Genomic DNA, 24,160 nt, shown 5'->3' on the forward strand with positions numbered 1-24,160 from the left:
CCGGTGACGGCAGCCGCCCCGCCACCGGGGGCCGCGGGGAAACCTGCGCGGCGCAAGGGAAAACGGGACGGCCGGGCCGCGATCGGCTACCTGCTGCCCACCCTGCTGGTACTGGGCGGGCTGCTCGGCTACCCGATCTACCAGCTGGTGCTGATCTCGCTGTTCGACTACGGCCAGGAACAGGCCAGCGGCGGCGCCGCGCTGGAGTTCCTCGGCCTCGGCAACTACCAGACGCTGCTGGGTGATCCGCAGTTCTGGCAGGTGCTGCTGCAGACCGTGCTCTTCGCCGGGTTCTGCGTGGTGGCCACGCTGCTGGTCGGCGCCGCGCTGGCGCTGCTGGCCACCAGGGTGCGCGCGGTGCCGAGGATGATCCTGTTCCTGGCCGCGATCGGCGCCTGGTCCACCCCCGCGGTGGCCGGATCCACGGTCTGGCTCTTCCTCTTCGACACCGATTTCGGGCTGGTCAACGAGATCCTGACCGGGGTCGGCCTGGACGGGTTCGCCAGCTACTCCTGGACCTACGACAAGTACGTGGCCTTCGGCCTGGTCTCCGCCCAGGTGGTGTGGTGCTCGTTCCCGTTCGTCATGGTCACCCTCTACGCCGGGATCAAGGCGATCCCCGGTGAGGTGCTGGAGGCCGCGGCGCTGGACGGTGCGTCCACCGTGCGCACCATGACCAGCGTGATCCTGCCGCTGCTGCGGCCGCTGCTGATCATCGTGACCATCCAGTCGATCATCTGGGACTTCAAGATCTTCACCCAGATCTACGTGATGACCGGCGGCGGCGGAGTGGCCGGGCAGAACCTGGTGCTCAACGTCTACGCCTACCAGAAAGCCTTCGCCGCCAGCGAATACGGCCTCGGCTCGGCGATCGGCGTGGTGATGACCGTGCTGCTGCTCGGCGTCATCGTGCTCTACCTGCGCGCGCTGCGCAGGAGCGGGGAGGAGCTGTGAAACGACCAGGCCGCACGGTGGCCGAGATCGTCACCGTGCTGATCGCGCTGGTGGTGGCCTTCCCGCTGTACTGGATGGTGCTCTCCGCGCTCAAACCGGCCAGCGAGGTGCTCTCCACCTCGCCACGCCCGTGGACCTTCGCGCCCAGCCTGGAGAGCTTCACCAAGGTCCTCACCGTGGAGAACTTCGGCCGCTACTTCCTCAACAGCGTGGTGGTCGCGCTGGTGGTGGTCACCGTGGCGCTGCTGTGCTCCTTCCTGGCCGCCACCGCGCTGACCCGCTTCCGCTTCAAGGGCCGCACCACGCTGCTGGTGATGCTGCTGGTCGCGCAGCTGGTGCCGGTCGAGGCGCTGACCGTGCCGCTGTTCTTCCTGATGCGCCAGGTCGGCGACGTGGCCCCGGCCTTCGGGCTCAACCACCTCGGCTCGCTGATGCTGGTGCACCTGGCCTTCGGCCTGCCGTTCGCGATCTGGATGCTGCGCGGCTTCGTGGCCGCGGTGCCGGTGGAGCTGGAGGAGGCGGCCACCCTGGACGGGGCCAGCCGGTTCCGGTTCACCTGGCAGGTGCTCTTTCCCCTGGTGGCGCCAGGTCTGGTGGCCACCAGCGTGCTGTCGTTCATCCACGCCTGGAACGACTTCCTCTTCGCCAAGACCTTCATCATCTCCGCCGAGGAGAACCAGACGCTGCCGCTGGCCATCCTCACCTTCTTCAAGCCGGATCAGAACGACTGGGGCGCGATCATGGCGGGCTCCACCCTGATGACCATCCCGGTGCTGATCTTCTTCATCTTCGTGCAACGACGGCTCGTCTCCGGCCTGGCCGGGGCGGTGAAGGGATGAGCGTGACCCCGTCCTTCGACGTGCTGCTGCCCCGCCCGCTCGAGTCCACCCGCGCCCCCGGCGAGTTCGAGCTGCGCCCCGGCACCGCGATCAGGGCCGATCCGGCACTGGCCACCGCGGCGAACTGGCTGCGGCACAACCTCGGCGCGGCAACGGGTTTCCCGCTGGACTCGGCCGAGCTGAACGGTCCGGAGATCCGGTTCGGGCTGGACGAGCGGCTCGACGTGGAGGAGTACACCCTCGACATCACCGGGACCGCGGTGGACGTGCGCACCGGCGCGCTGCCCGGCGCCCGGCATGCCGCGCAGACCCTGCGCCAGCTCTTCGGCCCGGCCGCGTTCCGTCGTTCCAATGTCCACAAAGGACAGTGGTTACTGCCCAACGGCAGGCTGCGGGACCGGCCCCGGTTCGGCTGGCGCGGCTGTCTGCTCGACGTGGCAAGGCATTTCCTGCCCAAGGACGGCGTGCTGCGCTTCCTCGACCTGCTCGCCGCGCACAAGTTCTCCGTGCTGCACCTGCATCTCACCGATGACCAGGGCTGGCGGATGGAGATCGAGCGCTACCCGCGGCTGACCGAGGTCGGCGGCTGGCGGGAGCGTTCCGGCGTCGGGCCGTGGCAGCGCGGCAACTACGACGCCCGTCCGCACGGCGGCTTCTACACCAAGGACGACCTGCGCGAGATCGTCGGCCACGCGGCCGGACTCGGCATCACGGTGGTGCCGGAGATCGACGTGCCCGGCCACACCCAGGCGGCCATCGCGGCCCACCCGGAACTCGGCAACCTGGATCAGCCGATCGGGGTGTGGACCCGGTGGGGCATCAACGACAACGTGCTCAACGTCCGCGACGAGACGGTCCAGTTCTTCCGGCACGTGCTCGACGAGGTGGTCGAGGTCTTCCCGGCCGAGGTGATCGGCATCGGCGGCGACGAGGTGCCGCTGGTGCAGTGGCGGCGCAGCCCGCAGGCACAGCGCCGGATCGCCGAGCTGGGCCTGGCCGATGAGGCCGGCCTGCACGGCTGGTTCCTGCGTCAGCTGGCCGAGCACCTGGCCGACCACGGCCGCAAGGCGTTCGGCTGGGACGAGATCACCGAGGTCGGCGAGGTGCCGACCGGTCTGGTGGTGGCCTCCTGGCGCGGCGAACAGGCCGGTGCCACGGCGGCCAAGGCCGGGCACGACGTGGTGATGTGCCCGGAGCAGAAGGTGTACCTGGACCACCGGCAGTCCGACCACCCGGAGGAGCCGATCCCGGTCGGGTTCGTCCGCACGGTCACCGATGTCTACGGCTACGAGCCGGTCCCGGCCGGGCTGGACCCGGACGCGGCCGCGCACGTGCTGGGCGCACAGGCCCAGTTGTGGACCGAGCACCTGGACTCGCCCCGGCGGCTGGACTACGCGGCCTTCCCCAGGCTGGCCGCGTTCGCCGAGGTGGTGTGGAGCCCCGAGGCCCGCGACGAACCGGGGTTCCTGCGCCGCCTCACCGAGCACCACCTGCCCAGGCTGGACGCGCTCGGCGTCGAGTACCGACCCCTCGACGGCCCTCGACCCTGGCAGCGCCGGCCCGATGAGCAGGGCTGGCCGAGGTGATCAGGCGGCGGTCTCTTCCGGCATGACGATCCAGCAGATGAGGTAGATGACGGCGCCGGTGCCGAAGCCCAGCAGGGTGGCGGCCACCAGCACGATGCGGATGATCGCCGCGTCGATGCCCAGCAGCTTGCCGATACCGCCGCAGACACCGGCGAGCATCTTGTCGGTCCGGCTCCGGCGCAGCTTCTTCACGGGCTGTCCCGTCTCGCTGTAGGTCGTGTTGTCGAACATGACTCAAGGTTCGCCCGCGGAGCGTTCCGGCGGATCAGGGAGACCCCCGAGCCCGCCCCGGAACCAGCCCGGATGCGGTCAGGGGCTAGCGTCGTGAAATGCGCGGACCCCTGACCGCCGCCCTCGCGGCGGCCACCCTGGTCCTGACCGCCTGCGGCAGCGACGCGGCGCCCCCGCCCGGCCCGACCACCGCAGCGCCGACCAGCTCCGCGGCCCAGGCCGCCGCCCCGCCGCCCCGCGCCTTCACCATCGCGGCCACCGGCGACGTGCTGATCCACCCGGCCCTGACCACCCAGGCCACCAGCGACGGCAACGGCACCCGCGACTACACCAAGCTGTTCGCGGGCGTGAAAACCGCGATCAGCGGCGCCGACCTGGCCATCTGCCACCTGGAAGTCCCCATCGCCGCCCCCGGTGGCCCGTTCAAGGGCTACCCCAGCTTCAACGCCCCGCCCGAGGTGGTCACCGCGCTGAAGGCCACCGGCTACGACACCTGCTCCACCGCCTCCAACCACACCCTGGACCAGGGCCTCGACGGCGTGAAACGCACCCTGGACGCCCTGGACGCGGCCGGCCTGAAGCACACCGGCTCGGCCCGCACCGCCCCCGAGGCGGCCAAACCGGTGATCTACGAGGTCAACGGCGTCAAGGTCGGCCACATCTCGCACACCTTCGGCTTCAACGGCCTCAAACTCCCCGCCGACAAACCCTGGCTGTCCAACCAGATCTCCGCCGAGTCGGTGCTCAAAGCCGCCCGCGCCACCAAGGCCGCGGGCGCCGAGGTCGTCCTGGCCAGCCTGCACTGGGGCATCGAGTACCGCCACGACCCCACCACCGAGCAGAAACAACTGGCCGCCAAACTCCTCGACGACCCGGCCATCGACCTGATCATCGGCCACCACGCACACGTCGTGCAGCCCATCGCCAAGGTCGCGGGCAAGTGGGTCGCCTACGGCCTGGGCAACCACATCGCCAAGCACGAGGAACCCCGCGGCGTCACCGAGGAGGGCGTGCTGGCCCGCTTCCGCTTCGCCCAGTCCAACAGCGGCTGGCAGGTCACCGCCGACTACCTGCCGACGCTGGTGGACCTGGGCCCGCCGATCCGGCTGCGCACGCTGAAGCCGGGGGAGAACGAGGCAGCCAAGCGGATCGACCGGATCGTGCGCAGCGCGGGCATCACCCCGGCGGACCTGCCGGTGGGAAGCTAGCCCCCGCGTACCGGCGGAACAGGATCGGTGGCGTCCCGCCGGCCTCCCCCTCCCGCAGCGCCGTCCAGCACCGGGCGAACAGCTCCCGCGCCCGCGTGCCGGGCCACGGCCGGGGCAGCAGTTCCAGTGGCAGCAACGGATCCGGCTCCATCACCCTGGTGAGTTCGGCCGCCAGTTCGATCGCGATGACCAGGAGTTCGTCCGGGGAGAGCGCGGTGGTTCCGGTGAGCCGGGCCAGCCGGGGCTCGGCGATCCGGCTGAGCACGCGGTAGCCCTCGGCGATCTCCTCCTGCGGCCAGAGGGCGGCGGCGAGTTCGACCGGGTCGGTGAGCCCGCCCCGGCACAGGTCGGTCGTGGTGCACAGGGTGAGTGCGTCCGGCACGCCGAGTTCGGCCGCCGCCTCCCGCAGGTAGGGCTCCCAGGCGTTGGCGCAGACGTACAGGCCGCCCTGCAGGGGTGCGCCGCCGAGGTGGCGCAGGCACTCGCGCAGTGCGTCCCTGGCCGGGCGGGCCGATTCGGGCACCGCGAAGGCGGCCAGGTGCCAGCGCCCGTCCCAGGGCGCGAGGCCGGTGTCCTGGCGGTAGGCGAGTTGCAGGAAGTCGAGTTCGGGGGCGAGTTCGCGCAGGGTGTCCGCGGCGGCGTGCAGCACGGCCTTGCGCCCCCGGCCCTCGTGGGTGAACCGGCCCTCGGTGACCAGGCGTTTCACGCACAGCCGGACTTGCTGCTCGCTCATCCCGAACAGCTCGGCCACCCGGTACAGCTCATCGGCGCCAACCGTGCCGTCCACCCGGATCAACGCGTGCACCAGCAGTCTGGTGGTCACCTGCATGACGGTAAAACTATCATATCTACAACGACCGTTCCGTCAGTGATAGTTTCGCGCTCATGGGTGTCAAAGTGCTGATCACGGTCCTGGTGGTGGCCCTGGGGCTGGGTGGGCTGCTGCTGTGGCAGCACTCCTACGACCTGCACGAGCAGCAGGTCACCATCGAGCAGGACGGCCACCGGCTGCACGGCGTGCTGGCCAGACCACGGGACGGCCGCCAGCGGCACGGCCTGGTGGTGCACCTGCACGGCGACGGCCCGGTCGAGGCCACCCATGACGGTGACTACCGGCCGATCTGGGAGGCCAACGCCAAGGCCGGCTACGCCACCCTGTCCTGGCACAAACCCGGCGTGGCAGGCGCACCCGGCAACTGGCTGGACCAGTCCATGGACGACCGGGCCACCGAGGCCCTCGTCGCCATCGCCTGGGCCCGCGCCCGCCCGGACATCGACGCCGACCGGATCGGCCTGTGGGGCGCCAGTCAGGCGGGCTGGGTGCTGCCCAAGATCGCCGCCCAGACCCGGCTGCGCTTCGTGCTGGCCGTCTCACCCGCGATCAACTGGCTCCAGCAGGGCCGCCACCACCTGCTCGCCACCCTGCGCGCCGAGGGCGCCACCCAGACCAGGATCGAAGCCGAGATCACCCGCAGCGACACCATCCGAAACCTGCTGACCAGGCAGGCGAGCCACCAGGAATACGTCAAGGCAATGGGCGACGACCCGAACCCCCTGACCCCCGACCACTGGCGCTTCATCACCAGAAACCACACCGCCGACGCCACCGCGGACCTGCCCGCCCTGCGCGGCATCCCGGTCCTGCTCACCCTGGCGGGCCACGACCGCAACGTGGACACCGCGGACACCGAACGCGCCTACCGCGCCGCCCTGTCCGAAGCAGGCGCCCTCACCGTCCGGCACTACCCCGACGCGGCCCACTCCCTGGTCAAGGACAACATCGAACGCTCAGACCTCCAACTCACCCTCACCGCCCTGTTCGCCCCCAGGGCCCTCTTCGCCACCGGCCACCTGACCGACCAGCAACAGTTCCTGCACGCCCTGGGCTAGGCCGCCGCCGCTCCCCGCTTCCGGAGCAGGTCCACCAGCGTCAGACCGGTGTTCTCGCCGACCAGCGTCTTGGCCAGTTCCGCCCGCGCGGCAAGCTCCAGCGGGCCCAACCCCTCGCCAAAGTAGGCGTGCGCGATCCGGTCCAGCCCGGCACCCAGCAATGGCGCGGCCGTGCGCAGGGTGGCGTCCAGCGTGACGCTTGAGGTCGAGCCGCCGTGCAGCACGATGTTGCGTGCCCGGTAGAGCCGCCGGAGCGTGATCCGCACTGCGGCTGTCAGTTCCCCGACCACCCGCTTCGGCTCGGCCACACATGCCGCCAACCGCTGCGCCGCGACCTGGTCACCGTGTCGCGTGCGCCCATGGAAGCGCAGGTTGGCCACGCCGTTCCTGGTGATCTCGTCGAACAGGACCAGGGCCTGCGCCCTGCTGGTGGTGCAGACATCCCGACGCTCGGACAACTCGTCCATCTCGTCCTTGCGGCCATGCCTGCGCACCAGGGTGGTCAACTCCGCGCGTGGCCAGGAGCAGGCCACGATCGCGGCGAGGCGGTCCGCGGCCACGGCTTTGCCGCTGCGTTCACCCGCGGGGATGGGATCGCCCGGATGGCAGAGCAGCGACTCGATCGCCGCCCACGCCCCGGCCAGCGCGGTGCCAGGGGCGCCGGTCTGGTTCACCGGCGAGGCCAGTTCCAGGGCGTCGTCCACGGGGTTGCGTGGCCGCGCGACGTCGTATAGCTGGCCCTGGTGCGCGAGCGAGAGCACATCCGCGTGCCGGGCGGGCCCTACCAGGGGAAGGGGCTCGGGATGGCCGCTGACCCACAGCGTCGGGGAGGCGGTGACCTGGCCTCGGTACCGGCGGGAGAAGCGCGAGCGCGCGACAATGCGTTCGAACAGCTGTCGCGCCTTGTCCGCGGCGCCGTGGTGATCTTGTGCGGAGATCCGGTAGAGGAAACCGCCCTGTGCTCGAACCCCGCTCGTGGAATGTCCTTCACGCTTGAGCCAGTTGATGACTTCTGAATTATTCAGCCAGTCAGGGGTATTTTCCGCGCTCGACCGGTTGGGTATTGAGTTGAGTAGCAACAGAACATGAAAGTTTCGTGGCGGGATTCGGGCAAGGCCAGCCGCGCTGGCAATAATCGCCTCTGTGTGGGTATTTTTCGAACGCAACCCGGACAGCCACTGGGTGCCTAGGAACTGTGCGGTATAGCCGAGGTCCAGCAGATGCGCGGCGAGCGTGCGGGCCAGGCGCTCGGGCTTCACCTGTGCGCCCTCGGCCACCCGGTCAGCCCATCGGTCCAGGTAGCCGTCGCGCGCGTGATCGATCAGCTCCCGAAGTCGCCGGTGTCCGGGGCTGGGGTCGGTCAGGGTGTCCGAGTCGAGCAGCTGGACCATCTCCCGGCGCAGTGCCTTGTCACCCATCCCGAGGTCCGGCCCAAGCAGGCGGGCGAGCTGATGTCGCTGCCAATCAATGGCGCTGCCGGAAATGACCTTCCGGGACTGCCAGCTCACTGATTCCCACAGCTCCTCCAGTGTCAAGATCGATCCGATGTCCCACAGTCTTCTGGTCCACAGCACGCCATCGACTTGACAGAAGTCGGTGAGGCGGGCGAGCACGTGCTGGGCGTATTCGGGGTTTGCCGGTTGCACGGGATTGAGGTTAGCGGGTATAGTGGGAGTCACCCACGGGGGGTCCTCGCCGAAATGGCCAGGCCCCCCGGTTTTTTTTTGGGTTCACCAAAGCTGATGCCGGGCTGTTGCGTGCCCGCCTGTCAACAAGCAACCATCTGTGCGCTGAAGTGGTTAGTGATTGCCAGTCCCTGCCAGTGCTGGAGGTCATCATGCGCACAGCCCTGCTCGCCCTAGCCGCCGTGCTCGCCCTCATCCCGGCCGCCCCCGCTCACGCGGCCACCACCGCCGCCCCACCCACCGCCGCCCAGCTCAAGGCCGCCGTGGCCGCCTGTACCAAGCAGGTCTCCAACGGCAAGTACGCGCACGACGCCGGTGGTGCCCGCACCGTCCCGGTCTGCGCCACCCGCACCGCCGTGCACTGGCGGGCCGATCTGGACATCGACTGCGACGGGCAGCGCACCGCCAAGTGCAACCCCAGCACCGATCCCTACTGGCAGAACGCCACCGCGTTCCCCCAGTCAGACGGCAAGCCGCTCAACGCCGAGACGTTGCCCTTCATCGTGTTGCCGTTGGCCAGCTCGACCTGGAACTACCGCAACTCCGGCATCACCGGCGGCACGGTCGCGGCCGCGGTCTACCGGGACAAGGTGGTCTACGGGGTGGTGGGGGACCTCGGGCCGAGCGCGATCATCGGTGAGGCCTCCTACCGGATGGCGCAGTTGCTGGGGATCAACCCGCATCCGAGTACCGGGGGAGTCAGTGGGGCCGTGGTCGACTTCGTGGTGTTCCCCGGGGTCAAGTCGGTGCCCATCCAGAACAACGCGACCGCGGTCCGCCTTGGTCAGCAGGCCGCGGCCGCGTTGGTCAGCTGATCTCCGGTAGTGCCGGGCCGAGCAGGTCGTCCGCGTCCACGATCTTGTACGCGTAGCCCTGCTCGGCCAGGAACCGCTGCCGGTGCGCGGCGTAGTCGGTGTCCAGGCTGTCCCTTGCCACCACCGAGTAGAAGTGCGCCTGGCGGCCGTCGCCCTTGGGGCGCAACAACCTGCCCAGCCGCTGGGCCTCTTCCTGGCGGGAGCCGAAGGTGCCGGAGACCTGCACCGCCACCGATGCCTCTGGCAGGTCGATGGAGAAGTTGGCCACCTTGGAGACCACCAGGGTCCGGATCTCGCCTCGGCGGAAGGCGTCGAAGAGGGCCTCGCGCTCCTTGTTGCGGGTGGAGCCCTGGATGACGGGGGCGTTGAGGGCCTCGCCCAGCTCGTCGAGCTGGTCCAGGTAGGCGCCGATGACCAGGGTCGGCTCGTCCGGGTGGCGGTCCAGGATGGCGCGGACCACCGGGGCCTTGGTGCGGGCGGTGGAGCACATCTTGTAGCGCTCCTCCGGCTCGGCGGTGGCGTACTGCAGGCGCTCGTTCTCGGTCATGGTGACCCGGACCTCGACGCACTCCGCGGGCGCGATCCAGCCCTGGGCCTCGATGTCCCGCCACGGCGCGTCGTAGCGCTTCGGGCCGATCAGCGAGAACACATCGCCCTCCCGGCCGTCCTCGCGCACCAGGGTGGCGGTCAGGCCCAGGCGGCGGCGGGACTGCAGGTCCGCGGTCATCCGGAACACCGGGGCGGGCAGCAGGTGCACCTCGTCGTAGACGATCAGGCCCCAGTCCCTGGAGTCGAACAGCTCCAGGTGCCGGTACTCGCCCTTGGTCTTGCGGGTGATCACCTGGTAGGTGGCGATGGTGACCGGGCGGATCTCCTTGCGCTCGCCGGAGTACTCGCCGATCTCGTCCTCGGTCAGCGAGGTGCGCGCGACCAGTTCCCGCTTCCACTGCCGGCCGGCCACCGTGTTGGTCACCAGGATCAGCGTGGTCGCCTGCGCCTCGGCCATCGCGGCCGCGCCGACCAGGGTCTTGCCCGCGCCGCAGGGCAGCACGATCACGCCGGAGCCACCGGCCCAGAACGCCTGCGCGGCGTGCCGCTGGTAGTCGCGCAGCGTCCAGCCGTCCTCGGCCAGCGCGATCGGGTGCGCCTCGCCGTCGACGTAACCGGCCAGGTCCTCGGCCGGCCAGCCCGCCTTGAGCAGCAGCTGCTTGAGGTGGCCGCGCTCGCTGGCGTGCACCACCACGGTGTCCGGGTCCAGCCGCTCGCCCAGCATCGGCGCGATCTTCTTGTTGCGCATCACCTCCTCCAGCACGGCGCGGTCCACAGTGGACATCACAAGGCCGTGCGCGGGGTGGTTGGTCAGCTGCAACCGTCCGAAGCGGCCCATGGTGTCCACCACGTCCACCAGCAGCGGCTGCGGCACCGAGTAGCGCGAGTAGCGGACCAGCGCGTCCACCACCTGCTCGGCGTCGTGCCCGGCCGCGCGCGCGTTCCACAGCGCCAGCGGGGTCACGCGGTAGGTGTGCACGTGCTCGGGCGCGCGCTCCAGCTCGGCGAAGGGCGCGATCGCGATGCGTGCCTCGTCGGCCAGCTCGTGGTCGACCTCGAGCAGCAGGGTCTTGTCGGACTGGACGATGAGGGGTCCGTCGGTCACGGGGTATCGGGCTCCTGGGCCTCGGCGGAGGGCGGGTGTGCCTTCCCAGGGTAGTGACCCCGGTGGGCTGGTGCGTTCTGGCTGGTTGAACGGGCATTGCATCAGAGAAGTTCTGATACTTCCTCGCGTTCGGCGGTAGTGGTATAGGGCGCGGGTGTGCTGGAATGCTCGCCGTTCGTAGCCAGAACATCACTGGGTATCTGAACCGCACTTCCAACCATGCAACTTCCCTCCATGGAGGAAGGACCTCTGATGCTTCGCCAGATCCCGCGACGGCGCGTAGTCGCCGCCGGTGTCGTGACCGTGGTCGCCACCCTGCTCACCGGATGTACCGGCGGCTCGAGTGGTGGAGCGAACCAGCCGGTCACCGGGCTACGACTGATGGCGCCGGCCAAGGCAGGCGGCGGCTGGCACCAGTCCGCGCAGGCCATGCAGGACACCCTGCTCAAGGAGAAGCTGGCCACCGGCGCGCAGGTGTTCAACGTGGAGGGCGCGGGCGGCGTCACCGGCCTCAAGCAGCTGGCCGGGGAGAAGGACGACAAGCTGCTGATGGTGATGGGCCAGGTCATGGTCGGCGGCATCCTCAACGCCAAGTCCGACAAGACGCTCAAGGACACCACCCCGATCGCCAAGCTCACCGGCGAGGCGCTGGTCATCGTGATCCCGGCCACCCAGGCCGAGGTCAACCTGGAGCAGTTCCTGACCACCTGGAAGCAGAACCCCAAGGGCACCGTGATCACCGGTGGCTCGGCGGGCGGCGCGGACCAGATCCTGGCCGGACTGGTCGCCGACGAGGTCGGCATCGACCCCGGACAGGTGAATTACGTGGCCAATTCCGGCGGTGGCGAGGCGGTGGCCAAGCTGCTCTCCGGCGAGGTCAAGGCGGGCATCTCCGGTGTCTCGGAGTTCTCCGAGCACGTCAAGTCCGGCAAGCTGCGCGCGATCGCGGTCAGCGGGGACCGGCGCTCGACCCTGCTGCCGGACGCCAAGACGCTGCGTGAGCAGGGCGTGCCGATCTCCTACCTGAACTGGCGTGGCGTGGTCGCCCGCCCCGGCCTGTCCGACAGCGCCAGGCAGACGCTGGTGGACATGGTCACCAAGATGCGCAACAGCGAGGCCTGGAAGCAGACGCTCAAGGCCAAGGACTGGGAGGACGCCTGGGCCACCGGCGCGGACTTCACCAAGTTCATCGAAGAGGACGAGGCGCGGGTCAAGAAGATGCTCGCCGAGATCGGCGCGGTGAAGTGACCGCTGGCACTGAGGAAAGTCCCGCGCTCGGCCGTCCCGGATCCCGGGGCGGCCGAGCCCGCGTCAGCGGCGAGCTGCTGCTGACCGCGCTGCTCGGCGGGCTCGGGGTGTACGTGCTGATCGAGACCCCGACGATCATGGTGCCGCCCGCCGCCGCGGTGGCCGGGCCCCGGCTGTTCCCCTACCTCATCGGCGGGCTGCTGCTCGGCGTCGCGGTGCTGCTGACCGTGCAGGTGCTGCGCGGCCAGGACGCCCCGCCCGAGGAGGGCGAGGACATCGACCTCAGCCAGCGCAGCGACAAGCGCGCGGTGCTGCTGCTGGTCGGCCTGTTCGCCGGGCACGCGGTGCTGATCGAGCCGATCGGCTGGCCGCTGGCCGCCGCGCTGCTCTTCGCGGGCACCGCGGTGATCCTGGGCGCCCGCCGCTGGTGGGTGATCGTGGTCAGCGCGCTGGGCCTGGCGCTGGCGCTGTGGGCGATCTTCGTCTTCGGGCTCGGCGCCTACCTGCCGGGCGGGCCGTTGCAGGGGCTGGTCGGGTGAGCGCGCTGATCCAGGGGTTCGAGAGCGCGCTGGCGCTGGAGAACCTGCTCTTCGCCCTGCTCGGGGTGCTGCTGGGCACGCTGGTCGGCGTGCTGCCCGGGATCGGCCCGGCGATGACGGTGGCGCTGCTGCTGCCCATCACCTACCTGGTCCCGCCGGCCGGGGCGCTGATCATGTTCGCCGGGATCTACTACGGCGGCATGTACGGCGGGTCGACCACCTCGATCCTGCTCAACACCCCCGGCGAGTCCGCCTCCATCATCACCGCGCTGGAGGGCAACAAGATGGCCAGGGCGGGGCGTGGCGCCCAGGCGCTGGCCACCGCGGCCATCGGCTCCTTCGTCGCGGGCACCATCGGCACCCTGCTGCTGTCCCTGCTGGCCCCGCAGATCGCCGAGTGGGCGATCAAGCTGACCTCGGCGGACTACTTCGCGCTGACCGTGCTGGCCTTCTGCACCGTCTCGGCCATGCTCGGCGCCTCCCCGCTGCGCGGCGTCGGCTCGCTGGCGCTCGGCCTGTTCCTCGGGCTGATCGGCACCGAATCGCTGACCGGGCAGAGCCGGTTCGACTTCGGCGTGGACGAGCTGTCCCGCGGCGTGCCGGTGGTGGTCGCCGCAGTTGGCCTCTTCGCCGTCGGTGAGGCGCTCTACGTGGCCTCCCGGATGCGGCACGGGGTGCCCGAGGTGATCCCGGTGAACAAGGTGTGGTGGCTGCCCAAGGAGGACCTCAAGCGGTCCTGGTGGCCCTGGCTGCGCGGCACCGCGATCGGCTTCCCGATCGGCGCGGTCCCGGCAGGCGGCGCCGATGTCACCACCTTCCTCTCCTACGCGGTGGAGAAGAAGCTGGCCAAGAGGCCCGAGGAGTTCGGCAAGGGCGCGATCGAGGGCGTGGCCGGACCCGAGGCGGCCAACAACGCGGCCGCGGCCGGCGTGCTGGTCCCGCTGCTCACCCTCGGCCTGCCCACCTCGGCCACCGCGGCGATCATGCTGGCCGCCTTCACCAGCTACAATATTCAGCCCGGTCCGCTGCTGTTCGAGACCGAGCCGGTGCTGGTGTGGACGCTGATCGCCTCGCTGTACGTGGGCAACGTGATGCTGCTGGTGCTGAACCTGCCGCTGGCCGGGCTGTGGGTGAAGATCTTGCGAGTTCCGCGGCCCTACCTGTACGCGGGCATCCTGCTGTGCGCCTCGCTGGGCGCCTACGCGGCCAGCAGCGCCTGGCAGGGCCTGATCGTGCTCGCCGGGATCGGCCTGCTCGGTTTTGTCATGCGGCGCTACGGCTGGCCGGTCGCGCCCGCCGTGCTCGGGCTGATCCTTGGCCCGGTGGCCGAGACCAACCTGCGCAAGGCGTTGCAGATCAGCCAGGGTGACGTCGGTGCGCTGGTGCACACCCCGTTCTCCATCGTGGTGCTCGGCGCGGCGGTGCTCGCGGTCGGTCTGCCGCTGGTGCTGCGGGCCAGGGCGGCGCTCAAGAACCGGTCGAGTCCGGCTGAATCCCCATCGAGATATTGAAAGTTGGTTCTTTTCCAACGTCCTGTTACGCAATCGCTGTTTGTGGTTGGTTGCTCGCCATGCGTGTTCAACGAGGAACGATGGCCGCGACCGCGGTGCTGCTCGCCACCGGACTGCTCGCGGGCTGCGGTGGCGGCGGCCCCGCCGGGCCCGGTGCGCCGGTGGAGAAGCTGCGCCTGATGGTGCCTGCCAAGGCAGGCGGTGGCTGGCACCAGACCGCCGAGGCAGTGCGCAACGTGCTGCAACGGGACAACCTGGCCACCGGCACCGAGGTGTTCAACGTGGCCGGGGCCAACGGCATCACCGGGCTGAACCAGCTCACCGGCGAGCGCAACGACAAGGTGCTCATGGTGATGGGCAAGGTCATGGTCGCCAGCGTGATCAACTCCAAGTCGGCCAAGACGCTCAAGCACACCACCCCGCTGGCCCGGCTCACCAGCGAGAGCATGGCGCTGGTGGTGCCTGCCAAGTCGCCGTACACCAACCTGCAGGACTTCCTCACCGGCTGGAAGCAGGACAGCAAGGGCACCGTGGTCACCGGCGGTGTGGTGGCCGACGTCGACCACATCCTGGCCGGGCTGATCGCGGACGAGGTCGGCATCGACCCCAAGGTGGTCAACTTCCTGCCGAACCAGGGCGGCGGTGGCGAGTCGGTGGCCAAGCTGCTCTCCGGTGAGGCGAAGGCGGGCATCTCCGGTGTCTCGGAATACGCCGAACAGGTGAAAGCCGGAAACCTGCGCGCGCTCGCGGTCTCCGGTGAACGGCGGTCAAAACTGCTGCCGGAAGTGAAAACGTTGAAGGAACAGGGTGTGCCGATCTCCTACGTCAACTGGCGCGGGATCGTGGGCACCCCCGACCTCGGCGACGGCTCCCGGCAGGAGCTGGTCGGCATGCTGACCCGGCTCAAGGAGAGCGCGGGCTGGCAGCAGATGTTGCGGGACAAGGACTGGGAGGATGCCTTCCTGGCCGGTCCCGAGTTCGACACCTACATCGAGTCGGAGAGCGCGGCGGCGAAGAAGGTGCTCACCGAGATCGGGCTGGTCTGACCGGCACACCTTGAGGCAGAGGCGGGGCATTGAGCACGTTCGACTACGTCATGCAGGGGTTCGCCGCCGCGGTCACCCCGGAGAACCTGCTCTTCGCCCTGCTCGGGGTGCTGCTGGGCACCCTGGTCGGGGTGCTGCCGGGGATCGGCCCCGCGATGACCGTCGCCCTGCTGCTGCCGATCACCTACTCGGTGCCTGCCGCGGCCGCGCTGATCCTGTTCGCCGGGGTGCTCTACGGCGGGATGTACGGCGGGTCCACCACGTCCATCCTGCTCAACACCCCCGGCGAGTCGGCCTCGGTGATCACCGCGCTGGAGGGCAACAAGATGGCCAGGGCGGGCCGGGGGGCGCAGGCGCTGGCCACCGCCGCCCTCGGCTCGTTCGTGGCAGGCACCATCGGCACCGTGCTGCTGGCCCTGCTCGCCCCGCAGGTCGCCGACTGGGCGGTGCACCTGACCTCGGCGGACTACTTCGCGCTGACCATGCTCGCCTTCTGCACGGTGGCCACCATGCTCGGCGGCAGCGCGGTCCGTGGCTTCGCCGCACTGGCGCTGGGCCTGGCCCTCGGACTGGTCGGCCTGGACCCGATGTCCAGCCAGGAGCGCTTCACCATGGGCGTTGGCGAGCTGGCCAACGGGGTCGACCTGGTGATCGCCGCGGTCGGCCTGTTCGCGGTCGGGGAGGCCCTCTACACCGCCTCCAGGCTGCGCCACGGCACGCCGGAGGTGATCCCGGTCAGCCGGGTCTGGTGGCTGCCCAAGGAGGACCTCAAGCGGTCCTGGAAGCCCTGGCTGCGTGGTGCGGCCCTGGGCTTCCCGCTCGGCGCGGTGCCCGCGGGCGGCCCGGTGATCTCCACCTTCCTCTCCTACGCGGTGGAGAAGAAGCTGGCCAAGCACCCTGAGGAGTTCGGCAAGGGCGCGATCGAGGGGGTGGCCGGGCCGGAGGCGGCGAACAACGCGGGCGCGGCCGGGATGCTGGTGCCGCTGCTCACCCTTGGCCTGCCCACCTCGGCCACGGCCGCGGTGATGCTGGCCGCCTTCGGCAGCTACAGCATCGAACCGGGCCCGCTGCTGTTCCAGACCCAGCCGCTGCTGGTCTGGACGTTGATCGCCTCGCTCTATCTGGGCAACGTGATGTTGCTGGTGCTAAATCTGCCGCTGGTCGGCATTTGGGTGAAAATTCTGCGGATTCCGCGCCCATATCTTTATGCGGGCATCTTGGTCTGCGCCTCGCTCGGGGCGTACGCGGGCAGCCAGCAGTACTCGGGATTGCTGGTGCTGCTGGCCCTTGGCATCGCCGGGCTGGCCATGCGCCGCTACGGCTGGCCGGTGCTGCCCGCCATCCTCGGCCTGGTGCTCGGCCCGATCGCGGAGGAGAACCTGCGCAAGGCGCTGCAGGTCAGCCAGGGCGATCCGGGGGTGCTCGTGGCCAGCCCGTTCGCCAAGGTGGTGCTCGGGCTGGCGGTGCTGAGCCTGCTGGTCCCGCTGGTGCTGCGCGGCCTGCGGACGGTGCGTGCCCGCTCCGCCGCTCCGGTCAGCTGAACAGGCCGGTCAGTTGACCGGGCTGGAGGGCGGCAGCAGCTGGAGCACGTCGAGCCGGGTGTTGAGCATCCGGGTGCTCTCCATCATGTCCGCGACCCGCTGCAGCCGGACCGGGTTGATCGACACCGGGTAGGTGCCAACCGCCACCAGGGCCGCGGTCAGGTTGTCCAGCTCGGCGTACTTGACCAGCACCTCCTGCACCTTCAGGTGGTTGGTGCCGAGCAGCTGGGCCTCGGCGAGCACCTTGCGGAAGGCGGCGAAGGTCTTGGGGCTCTCCTCGGCGGACTTGCGGATCGCGGCGTAGCCCGACATCGGGAAGTCCAGGGTGCCGCCGCGGGCGGTGTCGCTGAGCACGACCGCGCCGATGGCCTTCTGGATCCGGGTGATGTGCGGCTCGACCATCCAGGCGGCCTCGATCTGCTTGGAGGTGAGTTCCGCCTCCATCTTGCTGAAGTCCATCGGCTTGAGGGTGAAGTTCGGCGCGCCTGCCGCGTTCATCACGCTCTTGGTGGTCAGCGCGCCGATGCTGTCCAGCGCGTCCACACCGATGGTCGGCTTGCTCACGCCGCGGTTGAGCGCGGTGAAGTTGGAGTTCTTCAGCGTGACCAGCGCCATGGTGTTGGTGCCAGCCTGGTACGCCTCGCCCTGCAACTGCAGGTCGGTGCCCTCGGAGGCGGCCTTGAAGAAGGTCACGTGGCTGGCGAAGGCGATGTCGATGGTCCCGTTGCGCAGGGATTCCATCGCCTGCTTCTCGTTGTCCTGCGGGATCGCGTCGATGTTCAGGCCCGCGGCGGCGAACTTGCCGTCCTCCTTGGCCATGTACAGCGGGGCCACGTCCACCAGCGGCAGGATGCCCACCCGCAGGTTGGTCTTCTCCAGCGTCGGCCTGGCGCCGGCGCCGCCGTCCCCGAACAGCGAGCAGCTCGCCGTCACCGCCACCATCGCCGTGCTCAGCGCCACTGCCACGCCACGTCGCAGCGTCTTGTTCGCCATCGGGAGAGCCTCTCGCCGTCCTGCCTTCGTGCCGCATACCACCACGGCTGACCTACACCGCGGCGCACGCTCTGTCTGTGCGCAGTGTCGCAGTGTGCCGGAAGACGATGCTATCGAGGTAAGCGCCACCCACAAGCAGGACTTCAGATAGAGCTTTGGACACGTTCCGCAATCTTGCCCTTTCGCGCTGTGGGGGATTCCCACTAGGCTCTCCGGCCTAGCCGCTGGTGGTTCAGCTCTGCCACGCGTGTGCTCGGCGCCAACCCCCCTGGCGTCCCGAGTAAGAGCTGTGCTGCAATTCGGCCCGATTCGCGAGTCCAACCTCGGTCCGGGGAGGGACCGGGACACTGCTGCTGGAAGAGGAAGCCCAGGGTGGCCCGTCGAGAGAAAGGTCCCAGCCAGCGTGGCGCGGGGGAAGCCCCGCGCTCGGAGACCCCCGAAAAGGGTGATGAGGCGGCTTCGAAGAGTAACGGGGCCACGCAGGAGCGGGGAACCGCGACACCGGACTCCACACCGGTGAGCACGGGCAAACCGTTGCAGTCCAGGTCGGTCCAGGAGGCGGGCACGGCCCGCTGGCGCCTGCGCAACTGGCGACTGCGGAGCAAGCTGCTCGCTGTTCTCCTCATCCCGACGGTGGTCGCCCTCGTGCTGGGTGGCGTCCAGGTGACCAACGAGATCGACCAGGCAGGCCGGCTGGCCAGGTTGGCGACACAGGCCCAGTTGCAGGGCAGTGTGTCCACGCTGGTGCACCAGATGCAGCGCGAGCGGGACCTCACGGTCCGGTTCGTGGCCTCGTCCAACGACGAGCGGAACGACCAGTCCCCGGTGCTGGATCGCCAGCGCAAGCGCGTCATCGACGCCACCGAGGTGCTGCGCAACCAGCTCAACGAGGTCGGGCCCTCACTGGATGAGACCACCCGGCGCTCCTACATCACCGTCGTACAGCAGCTCGAGCGACTGAACCGGCTCCGTCAGGTGGCCGGGCTCACCGCGTACCCCGAGACCGAGATCCTGCGTAACTACACCGAGTCGATCCAGGCCCTGCTGGACCTGGGTGAGATCGCGGGCACCCAGGCCGACCAGCCGGACCTGATCCGGCTGCAGCTGGCCGCGGTCGCCCTCGGCCGGGCCAAGGAGCAGGTCTCCCGTAAGCGCGCGATTTTGCTGGACATCCTCCAGCAGAAGAAGTTCGAGCAGAACCAGACCAGGCAGATCCTGGCCGCGGACGCCGAACTGGAGGCCGCGCGCAACGACTTCCGCAAGTCGGCCACGCCCGAGCAGCGCAGGCAGTACGACGACACCGTCACCGGTCTGATCGTCGACGTGGCCAACGACATGCAGGAGGCGGTGCTCCAGGTCGCCAACTCGGCCCAGACCCCGGCTGCCGCGGCCTTCGCCAGCCTGCAGACCGACCGCTGGGACATGGCGGCGACGCTGACCATCAACCTGACCCAGCGGGTGGAGAACTCGCTCATCGAGCAGCTCAAGGCGGACACCGCCGCCGCGGCCGCCGATGTGCGCGCCTCCGCGACCACCCGTTCCATCCTGGTGCTCGCCGCGCTCGCGCTGGCGGTGTTCCTGGCGATGCTGGTGGCCTACTCGCTGCTGCGCCCGCTGCGCATCCTGCGCCGCACGGCGCTGGAGGTGGCCGACCGCAAGCTGCCGGAGGCGGTCGAGCGGATCCTGGCCGCGCCGGACCCGGCCGAGGCGGCCAAGACCGCCATCGAACCGGTGCCCGTGCACACCCGCGAGGAGGTCGGGCAGGTCGCCCGGTCCTTCGACGCGGTACACGGCGAGGCGGTCCGGCTGGCGGCCGAACAGGCCCTGCTGCGGGACAACGTGAACGCGATGTTCGTCAACCTCTCCCGCCGCTCCCAGGCCCTGGTGGAACGCCAGCTCAGCCTGATCGACCGGCTGGAGCAGGACGAGCAGGACCCGGACCAGCTCTCCAGCCTGTTCGAGTTGGACCACCTGGCCACTCGGATGCGCCGCAACAGCGAGAACCTGCTGGTCCTCGCGGGCACCGACCTCACCAGGCGGCTCACCCGCCCGGTGCCGGTGGCCGAGGTGGTCGGCGCGGCCGTGTCCGAGGTCGAGCAGTACGCCAGGGTGCAGGTCACCGCGGTCCCCGACCTCGCGGTGATGGGCCGCGCGGTCAACGACGTGGTGCACCTGGTGGCCGAGCTGCTGGACAACGCCACCGCGTTCTCCGACCCGAACACCAAGGTCACCGTGCGCACCGCGCGGACCCGCAAGGGTGAGCTGGCTATCGAGATCAGCGACCGCGGTGTCGGCATGCCCGAGCAGGAGATCAACGACTACAACCAGCGGCTGGCCGACCCGCCGGAGGTCGACGTCGCGGTCTCCCGCCGGATGGGCCTGTTCGTGGTCGGTCGGCTGGCCCAGCGGCACGACATCCGGGTCCGCCTGCGCAACAACGAGGACATCGAGGGCGGCACCACCGCGCTCGTGGTGGTCCCCGCCGAACTGATCCAGCCGCTCAGCTCGCCTGCCGCGAGCCGCACCTCGGCCGGATCGCTGTTCACCCAGTCGCACACGGGTTCGCAGCCGCCGGTGCTCTCGCCCTACCAGCAGACCGCCGCGTCGGTGATCAACACCGGCGAGCACCGTTCGCTGTTCACCGCGGCCAACGATCCGGTGGAGCAGAGCCAGCCCTCGTTGCCGCCGATCCCACCGGTGGCCGAGCCGGAGCTGCCCGCCGAGATCAGCGCACCGGTGGCGGAGGAGCCAGCCGAGCACACGGACCTGACCGTGCAGGTGTTCACCAGCCGGGGCGAGCAGGATCCGGCGGCCCCGCCGGAGCTGTCCGCGCCGAGGGACATCTTCCAGCCGGTGGTCCCGCCCGCGCCGCAGCCCGAACCGGAGCCCGCTCCGGAGCCCGAGCCGGACCCGCTCGCCGAGCGGACCCAGGCCGGGCGCAGCAACCCGATCGTGCCGAGGGCGTCGGTCACGCCGCCTGCCTACGGCGCGCTGAACGGGACGGGGGAGCGGCCCAAGGGCGTCGAGTACGACCTGGACGCGCCAACCGAACGGCTGCCGATCTACGAAGCGGTGCTCTCCCAGTGGTTCCAGGCCGTGGACAGCGAGCCGGTCGGCGGGGCAGCCCCCTACCTCGGCTCCGACCGCGGCGACCTGGGCCTCGGTCCGGTCCCGCCGGTCAAGAAGCAGCCGGTGCCACCCGCGCCGGAGGCCCGGCCGGAGCCCAAGACCGAGCAGGTCCGGCTGCCCGCGCCCGAGCCCAAGACCGAGCAGGTCAAGGCGCCCGAGCCGCAGCGGCCGGTGGAGCCGGAACGTCCGGTGGAGCGTTCGGCGCCGCAGCCCGCGGTGCCGGTGGCGAAGGCGGAACCGGTCCAGGCCGCTGCCCCGCAGCGACGCCCGGCGGTTGAACGTCCGGCCGCGCGCCTCCAGGATGAGACGGTGACCGCGCACCGGCCCGCCACCGACTGGCACTCGCCAGGCGATGACGGCTGGCAGGCCGCGCAGGCGGTGCTGAGCAGCGCCAACTCGCTGTCCGCGCAGACCACGGCCGGCCTGCCCAAGCGGGTGCCCAAGGCCCACCTGGTACCGGGTTCGGCGGCGCCTCGTCAGCAGCTGCCGTCGAAGGCGCCGGCATCCGGTCGCTCCGCGGACAATGTTCGTGGGAGGATGTCAAGTTTCCAGCAGGGAATCCGCCGGGGACGACACAGCAGGATCGACGTCCTGACGAACGAGTCGGCGCCGAACGATGACGAGACCCGCTCCAACGGGCAGGCGAGGAACGAGGAGCAGCCGTGAACGAGCCAGCCGTGACGGCCCTTGAGGAGGAATCCGCGTGACCGAGTCAGTCCAACAGCCAGGCAGCTTCGGTTGGTTGATCACTGACTTCGTGCGCCGGGTGCCCGGTGTCGCTCACGCGGTCGTGGTCTCCGCCGACGGTCTGATGCTCGCCGGATCGGAGGGGCTGCCCAGGGACCGGGCCGAACAGCTCTCCGCGGTCTCCTCCGGCCTGATCAGCCTGACCGCGGGGGCCGCGAGGTGCTTCGAGGCCGGTGAGGTGGCCCAGACGGTGGTCGAGATGGAGCGGGGTTACCTGTTCCTGATGTCGATCAGCGACGGGTCCTGCCTCTCCGTGCTCGCCGCGCCGAACTGCGACATCGGCCTGGTGGCGTACGAGATGACCTTGCTCGTGGAGCGGGTCGGCCAACAGCTCACCCCCGAACTGCGCGCCCAGCTGCATGGCGTGGTGCGCAGATAATGAAGCGATGGGGGTGACACAGCGATGACCACAGGTTCAGGCTTCACTGGCGACCGTTTCGACTACAAGGAGTGGGCGCTGGGCGGCTTCGGATACAACGAGCCGGACGACGACGGCGAGCTTCGGGGCGAGCACCCGGACACGCTGTCGCCGCGCGGCGGGCTGGACGGGATGGGTTCGGGCCTCTTCGGCGGCCCTGGCGCTGACCTGTTCGGCGGCGGGATGGTCGAGGACTCCCCCATTCCCCAGCAGGCCGCGCCGGGGGCCGCCTCGGCCGAGCCGGACCCCTTCACCGAGACCGGTTCGCTGGTGCGCCCCTACACCCGGACCGGCGGGCGTACCCGCCCCGACTACGACCTGGCCATCGAGGCGCTGGTGTCCACCAGTGACCACGGCCGGGACGCCGCGGTGCTGCCCGAACACCGCTCCATCTGCGGGCTCTGCCTGGACGCCCGATCGGTCGCCGAGGTGGCCGCGCACCTCCGCCTGCCCCTTGGCGTCGTGCGGGTGCTCATCGGCGACATGGCGGGGCTCGGGCTTGTCACGATTCACCAGGGCGGCTTGGTAATGGGGGACCGGCCGTCGCTTGCGTTCCTGGAAAGGGTGCTCAGTGGCCTCCGCAGGCTCTAATCCCCGCAACACGCCGGACACCCGGCGGGCCACCACCTCGGCCAAGATCGTGGTGGCCGGCGGGTTCGGCGTCGGGAAGACGACATTCGTCGGCGCGGTGTCCGAGATCGTGCCGCTGACCACCGAAGCGGTGATGACCGAGGCCAGTGTCGGGGTCGACGACCTCAGCGCCACGCCCAACAAGGTCACCACCACGGTGGCGATGGACTTCGGTCGTGTCTCACTGGACAGCGACCTCATCCTCTACCTGTTCGGCACCCCCGGCCAGCACCGGTTCTGGTTCATGTGGGACGACCTGGTCCGCGGCGCCATCGGCGCGGTGGTGCTGGTCGACACCCGCAGGCTGGCCGACGCCTTCGCCTCGATCGACTTCTTCGACGACCGGCAACTGCCCTACGTCGTGGCGATCAACTGCTTCGACGGCACGCTGCACCACCGCGTCGAGGACGTGCGCGAGGCCCTCACCATCGAGGAGGGCGTGCCGATCATCACCTGCGACGCCCGCAGCCGGGAGTCCACCAAGCAGGCGCTGATCCAGCTCGTGGAGCACGCCATGCGGCAGTGGATGGCGGTTCGCGCGGGCTGATCAGGCCCGTGACAGCACGAAGGCCCCGGCTGGAGCAGCCGGGGCACTTCGGGCTACCGCGTGACTAGCGAGCGGCTCGTTCGGCGATCTTCGCCTTGGCCGCGGCGCGGATGTCCTCCGCCTTGGACTTGCGGCCCTCCCCGTTGCCGCCGACCACCAGGCCGACGCCCGCGCCGACGTTGCCCGCACAGCTCGCGTTGACCGTGACCCCGCCGTTGACCCCGGCGCCTGCTGCGCAGTTCAGGTCCACGTTGGCGTTGCCGGTCACCACCGCGTTGATGCTGCCGACCCCGGCGCCAAGGCTCAGGCCGGTGATGCTCACGCTCCCGGTCGGTTTGACCGCCACCTGCGGACCGGCGTCCCTCGGGGTCGCCTTGATCTTGAGCTTGGCCTGCCGCTGCGCGATCTTGGCCGTGGCCGCCTTGCGGATCCCGTCGCCGATGCCCACGTTCGCGTCCACCCCGATGTCGGCGTTCACGTCCACGTCGGCGTCCACCGCGCCGTCCAGGGCGTTGACGCCCAGGCCGACTCCGGCGTCGGCGTCCACCGTGGCGTTGAGGTCGATGCCGTCGCTGACGTCCAGGCCGACTCCGGCGTTGATGCTGACGTTCACATCGGCGTTGACGCCCAGGTTGACGCTGCCCACGCCCACCCCGAGGCTCAGCCCGGTGATCGAGATCCCGGCGTTGGGCCGGACGTTCACCTGGGGCTTGTCGCCGGCGCTGGCCAGGCCGGCACAGGCGAGCAGGCCGAGCGATACCGCCGTGAAGCCCGCCGCCGAGCGCAGGGCCAGTCGGGAAATGGTCATGCCATTCCTCCTCCGCAGTCGTTCGTGAAACGGTCCGAAAGACCGCCGGTTCGGAGGTGGCCGGTGCAGGTGGCAACCTCCGCTGCGAGAACGCTAGGCCGGAAAAGGCCACTACAACGGGTGGTCCGCGCGCCCCGTCGA

General features: G+C 70.0%; 21 protein-coding genes. 15 read left to right on the plus strand and 6 right to left on the minus strand.

All coding sequences use genetic code 11. From position 1 onward, the window contains the following. The first annotated feature begins 3 nt into the window (after nt 1-3). From HNR67_RS07890 to HNR67_RS07900, 3 genes are read left to right on the plus strand one after another with little or no spacing between them, the layout of a single operon-like run. Nucleotides 4-954, plus strand: coding sequence for a carbohydrate ABC transporter permease (locus tag HNR67_RS07890; protein ID WP_312989541.1), 951 nt, complete (start codon nt 4-6; stop codon nt 952-954). After that, nucleotides 951-1,793, plus strand: a complete 843-nt coding sequence (locus tag HNR67_RS07895; RefSeq protein WP_185001420.1) for a carbohydrate ABC transporter permease — start codon at nt 951-953, stop codon at nt 1,791-1,793. Before HNR67_RS07890 ends, HNR67_RS07895 begins: the two co-directional genes overlap by 4 nt. Then, entirely contained in the window at nt 1,790-3,379 is a 1,590-nt protein-coding gene (locus HNR67_RS07900; protein ID WP_185001421.1) for a beta-N-acetylhexosaminidase, read from the plus strand. The genes HNR67_RS07895 and HNR67_RS07900 overlap by 4 nt, the downstream gene beginning before the upstream one ends. Here HNR67_RS07900 and HNR67_RS07905 read toward each other — a convergent pair whose 3' ends face one another. Then, nucleotides 3,380-3,610: a PspC domain-containing protein gene (locus HNR67_RS07905; protein WP_185001422.1), complete on the minus strand. Its 231-nt coding sequence runs from the start codon at nt 3,608-3,610 to the stop codon at nt 3,380-3,382. A 98-nt stretch (nt 3,611-3,708) separates the two neighbouring features. On the opposite strand from HNR67_RS07905, the gene HNR67_RS07910 reads away from it, so the two are divergent. After that, nucleotides 3,709-4,818, plus strand: a complete 1,110-nt coding sequence (locus HNR67_RS07910) for a CapA family protein (protein ID WP_185001423.1) — start codon at nt 3,709-3,711, stop codon at nt 4,816-4,818. On the opposite strand, the gene HNR67_RS07915 is transcribed toward HNR67_RS07910, so the two are convergent. Then, the gene (locus HNR67_RS07915) at nt 4,787-5,647 is read right to left on the minus strand and encodes a PaaX family transcriptional regulator C-terminal domain-containing protein (RefSeq protein ID WP_185001424.1); all 861 of its coding nucleotides are present in this window, start codon (nt 5,645-5,647) and stop codon (nt 4,787-4,789) included. The two genes, HNR67_RS07910 and HNR67_RS07915, sit on opposite strands and share 32 nt — an antisense overlap. Before the next feature lie 56 nt (nt 5,648-5,703). Between HNR67_RS07915 and HNR67_RS07920 the strand changes: the two genes are divergently transcribed. After that, a complete protein-coding gene (locus HNR67_RS07920) occupies nt 5,704-6,708 on the plus strand; it encodes an alpha/beta hydrolase family protein (RefSeq protein WP_185001425.1) in 1,005 nt (334 codons plus the stop codon). On the opposite strand, the gene HNR67_RS07925 is transcribed toward HNR67_RS07920, so the two are convergent. Continuing rightward, nucleotides 6,705-8,354, minus strand: a complete 1,650-nt coding sequence (locus HNR67_RS07925; RefSeq protein WP_185001426.1) for an integrase — start codon at nt 8,352-8,354, stop codon at nt 6,705-6,707. The genes HNR67_RS07920 and HNR67_RS07925 overlap by 4 nt on opposite strands. Before the next feature lie 191 nt (nt 8,355-8,545). On the opposite strand from HNR67_RS07925, the gene HNR67_RS07930 reads away from it, so the two are divergent. After that, nucleotides 8,546-9,208 carry a glycoside hydrolase family 75 protein gene (locus tag HNR67_RS07930; RefSeq protein ID WP_185001427.1) on the plus strand — a complete coding sequence of 221 codons (663 nt, stop codon included), beginning with the start codon at nt 8,546-8,548 and terminating at the stop codon, nt 9,206-9,208. Here HNR67_RS07930 and HNR67_RS07935 read toward each other — a convergent pair. After that, nucleotides 9,201-10,862, minus strand: a complete 1,662-nt coding sequence (locus tag HNR67_RS07935) for a DNA repair helicase XPB (protein WP_185001428.1) — start codon at nt 10,860-10,862, stop codon at nt 9,201-9,203. The genes HNR67_RS07930 and HNR67_RS07935 overlap by 8 nt on opposite strands. Nucleotides 10,863-11,114: 252 nt before the next feature. Here HNR67_RS07935 and HNR67_RS07940 point away from each other — a divergent pair, with 252 nt between their 5' ends. The 5 genes from HNR67_RS07940 (at nt 11,115) to HNR67_RS07960 (ending at nt 16,747) form a co-directional block, all read left to right on the plus strand. Further along, nucleotides 11,115-12,110 (plus strand): Bug family tripartite tricarboxylate transporter substrate binding protein, encoded by a 996-nt coding sequence (locus HNR67_RS07940; protein ID WP_185001429.1) that lies wholly within the window; start codon nt 11,115-11,117, stop codon nt 12,108-12,110. Next, entirely contained in the window at nt 12,107-12,649 is a 543-nt protein-coding gene (locus HNR67_RS07945; RefSeq protein WP_185001430.1) for a tripartite tricarboxylate transporter TctB family protein, read from the plus strand. The genes HNR67_RS07940 and HNR67_RS07945 overlap by 4 nt, the downstream gene beginning before the upstream one ends. Beyond that, the gene (locus HNR67_RS07950; protein ID WP_185001431.1) at nt 12,646-14,160 is read left to right on the plus strand and encodes a tripartite tricarboxylate transporter permease; all 1,515 of its coding nucleotides are present in this window, start codon (nt 12,646-12,648) and stop codon (nt 14,158-14,160) included. Before HNR67_RS07945 ends, HNR67_RS07950 begins: the two co-directional genes overlap by 4 nt. 80 nt (nt 14,161-14,240) lie before the next feature. Continuing rightward, nucleotides 14,241-15,206, plus strand: a complete 966-nt coding sequence (locus HNR67_RS07955; RefSeq protein ID WP_185001432.1) for a Bug family tripartite tricarboxylate transporter substrate binding protein — start codon at nt 14,241-14,243, stop codon at nt 15,204-15,206. Between the two features lie 50 nt (nt 15,207-15,256). Next, entirely contained in the window at nt 15,257-16,747 is a 1,491-nt protein-coding gene (locus HNR67_RS07960) for a tripartite tricarboxylate transporter permease (protein ID WP_185010319.1), read from the plus strand. A gap of 9 nt (nt 16,748-16,756) precedes the next feature. Here the strand turns inward: HNR67_RS07960 and HNR67_RS07965 are convergent, their stop codons facing one another. Then, nucleotides 16,757-17,740 carry an ABC transporter substrate-binding protein gene (locus HNR67_RS07965; protein ID WP_185001433.1) on the minus strand — a complete coding sequence of 328 codons (984 nt, stop codon included), beginning with the start codon at nt 17,738-17,740 and terminating at the stop codon, nt 16,757-16,759. 516 nt (nt 17,741-18,256) lie between these two features. Between HNR67_RS07965 and HNR67_RS07970 the strand changes: the two genes are divergently transcribed. Genes HNR67_RS07970 through HNR67_RS07985 form a run of 4 tightly spaced genes read left to right on the plus strand, consistent with a single transcriptional unit; the run spans nt 18,257 to nt 23,211 of the window. Further along, nucleotides 18,257-21,535, plus strand: coding sequence for a nitrate- and nitrite sensing domain-containing protein (locus HNR67_RS07970; protein ID WP_312986740.1), 3,279 nt, complete (start codon nt 18,257-18,259; stop codon nt 21,533-21,535). A gap of 37 nt (nt 21,536-21,572) precedes the next feature. Next, nucleotides 21,573-21,995: a roadblock/LC7 domain-containing protein gene (locus tag HNR67_RS07975; protein ID WP_185001434.1), complete on the plus strand. Its 423-nt coding sequence runs from the start codon at nt 21,573-21,575 to the stop codon at nt 21,993-21,995. Between the two features lie 24 nt (nt 21,996-22,019). Further along, complete coding sequence (locus HNR67_RS07980; RefSeq protein WP_246492477.1) at nt 22,020-22,625, plus strand: DUF742 domain-containing protein; 606 nt, start codon at nt 22,020-22,022, stop codon at nt 22,623-22,625. Then, nucleotides 22,606-23,211: a GTP-binding protein gene (locus HNR67_RS07985; RefSeq protein WP_185001435.1), complete on the plus strand. Its 606-nt coding sequence runs from the start codon at nt 22,606-22,608 to the stop codon at nt 23,209-23,211. The genes HNR67_RS07980 and HNR67_RS07985 overlap by 20 nt, the downstream gene beginning before the upstream one ends. A gap of 64 nt (nt 23,212-23,275) precedes the next feature. Here the strand turns inward: HNR67_RS07985 and HNR67_RS07990 are convergent, their stop codons facing one another. Continuing rightward, nucleotides 23,276-24,019, minus strand: coding sequence for a hypothetical protein (locus tag HNR67_RS07990; RefSeq protein ID WP_185001436.1), 744 nt, complete (start codon nt 24,017-24,019; stop codon nt 23,276-23,278). Nucleotides 24,020-24,160: the final 141 nt, after the last annotated feature.

This window comes from Crossiella cryophila (genome assembly GCF_014204915.1).
Lineage (GTDB): Bacteria > Actinomycetota > Actinomycetes > Mycobacteriales > Pseudonocardiaceae > Crossiella > Crossiella cryophila.

Bases quoted from the DNA above. Each gene is read 5' to 3' on its own strand.
- HNR67_RS07915 (WP_185001424.1), bottom strand. From the start codon at position 5,647: ATGCAGGTGACCACCAGACTGCTGGTGCACGCGTTGATCCGGGTGGAC.
- HNR67_RS07940 (WP_185001429.1), top strand. From the start codon at position 11,115: ATGCTTCGCCAGATCCCGCGACGGCGCGTAGTCGCCGCCGGTGTCGTG.
- HNR67_RS07960 (WP_185010319.1), top strand. From the start codon at position 15,257: ATGCAGGGGTTCGCCGCCGCGGTCACCCCGGAGAACCTGCTCTTCGCC.
- HNR67_RS07920 (WP_185001425.1), top strand. From the start codon at position 5,704: ATGGGTGTCAAAGTGCTGATCACGGTCCTGGTGGTGGCCCTGGGGCTG.
- HNR67_RS07910 (WP_185001423.1), top strand. From the start codon at position 3,709: ATGCGCGGACCCCTGACCGCCGCCCTCGCGGCGGCCACCCTGGTCCTG.
- HNR67_RS07980 (WP_246492477.1), top strand. From the start codon at position 22,020: ATGACCACAGGTTCAGGCTTCACTGGCGACCGTTTCGACTACAAGGAG.
- HNR67_RS07965 (WP_185001433.1), bottom strand. From the start codon at position 17,740: ATGGCGAACAAGACGCTGCGACGTGGCGTGGCAGTGGCGCTGAGCACG.
- HNR67_RS07930 (WP_185001427.1), top strand. From the start codon at position 8,546: ATGCGCACAGCCCTGCTCGCCCTAGCCGCCGTGCTCGCCCTCATCCCG.
- HNR67_RS07990 (WP_185001436.1), bottom strand. From the start codon at position 24,019: ATGACCATTTCCCGACTGGCCCTGCGCTCGGCGGCGGGCTTCACGGCG.
- HNR67_RS07955 (WP_185001432.1), top strand. From the start codon at position 14,241: ATGGCCGCGACCGCGGTGCTGCTCGCCACCGGACTGCTCGCGGGCTGC.
- HNR67_RS07905 (WP_185001422.1), bottom strand. From the start codon at position 3,610: ATGTTCGACAACACGACCTACAGCGAGACGGGACAGCCCGTGAAGAAG.
- HNR67_RS07900 (WP_185001421.1), top strand. From the start codon at position 1,790: ATGAGCGTGACCCCGTCCTTCGACGTGCTGCTGCCCCGCCCGCTCGAG.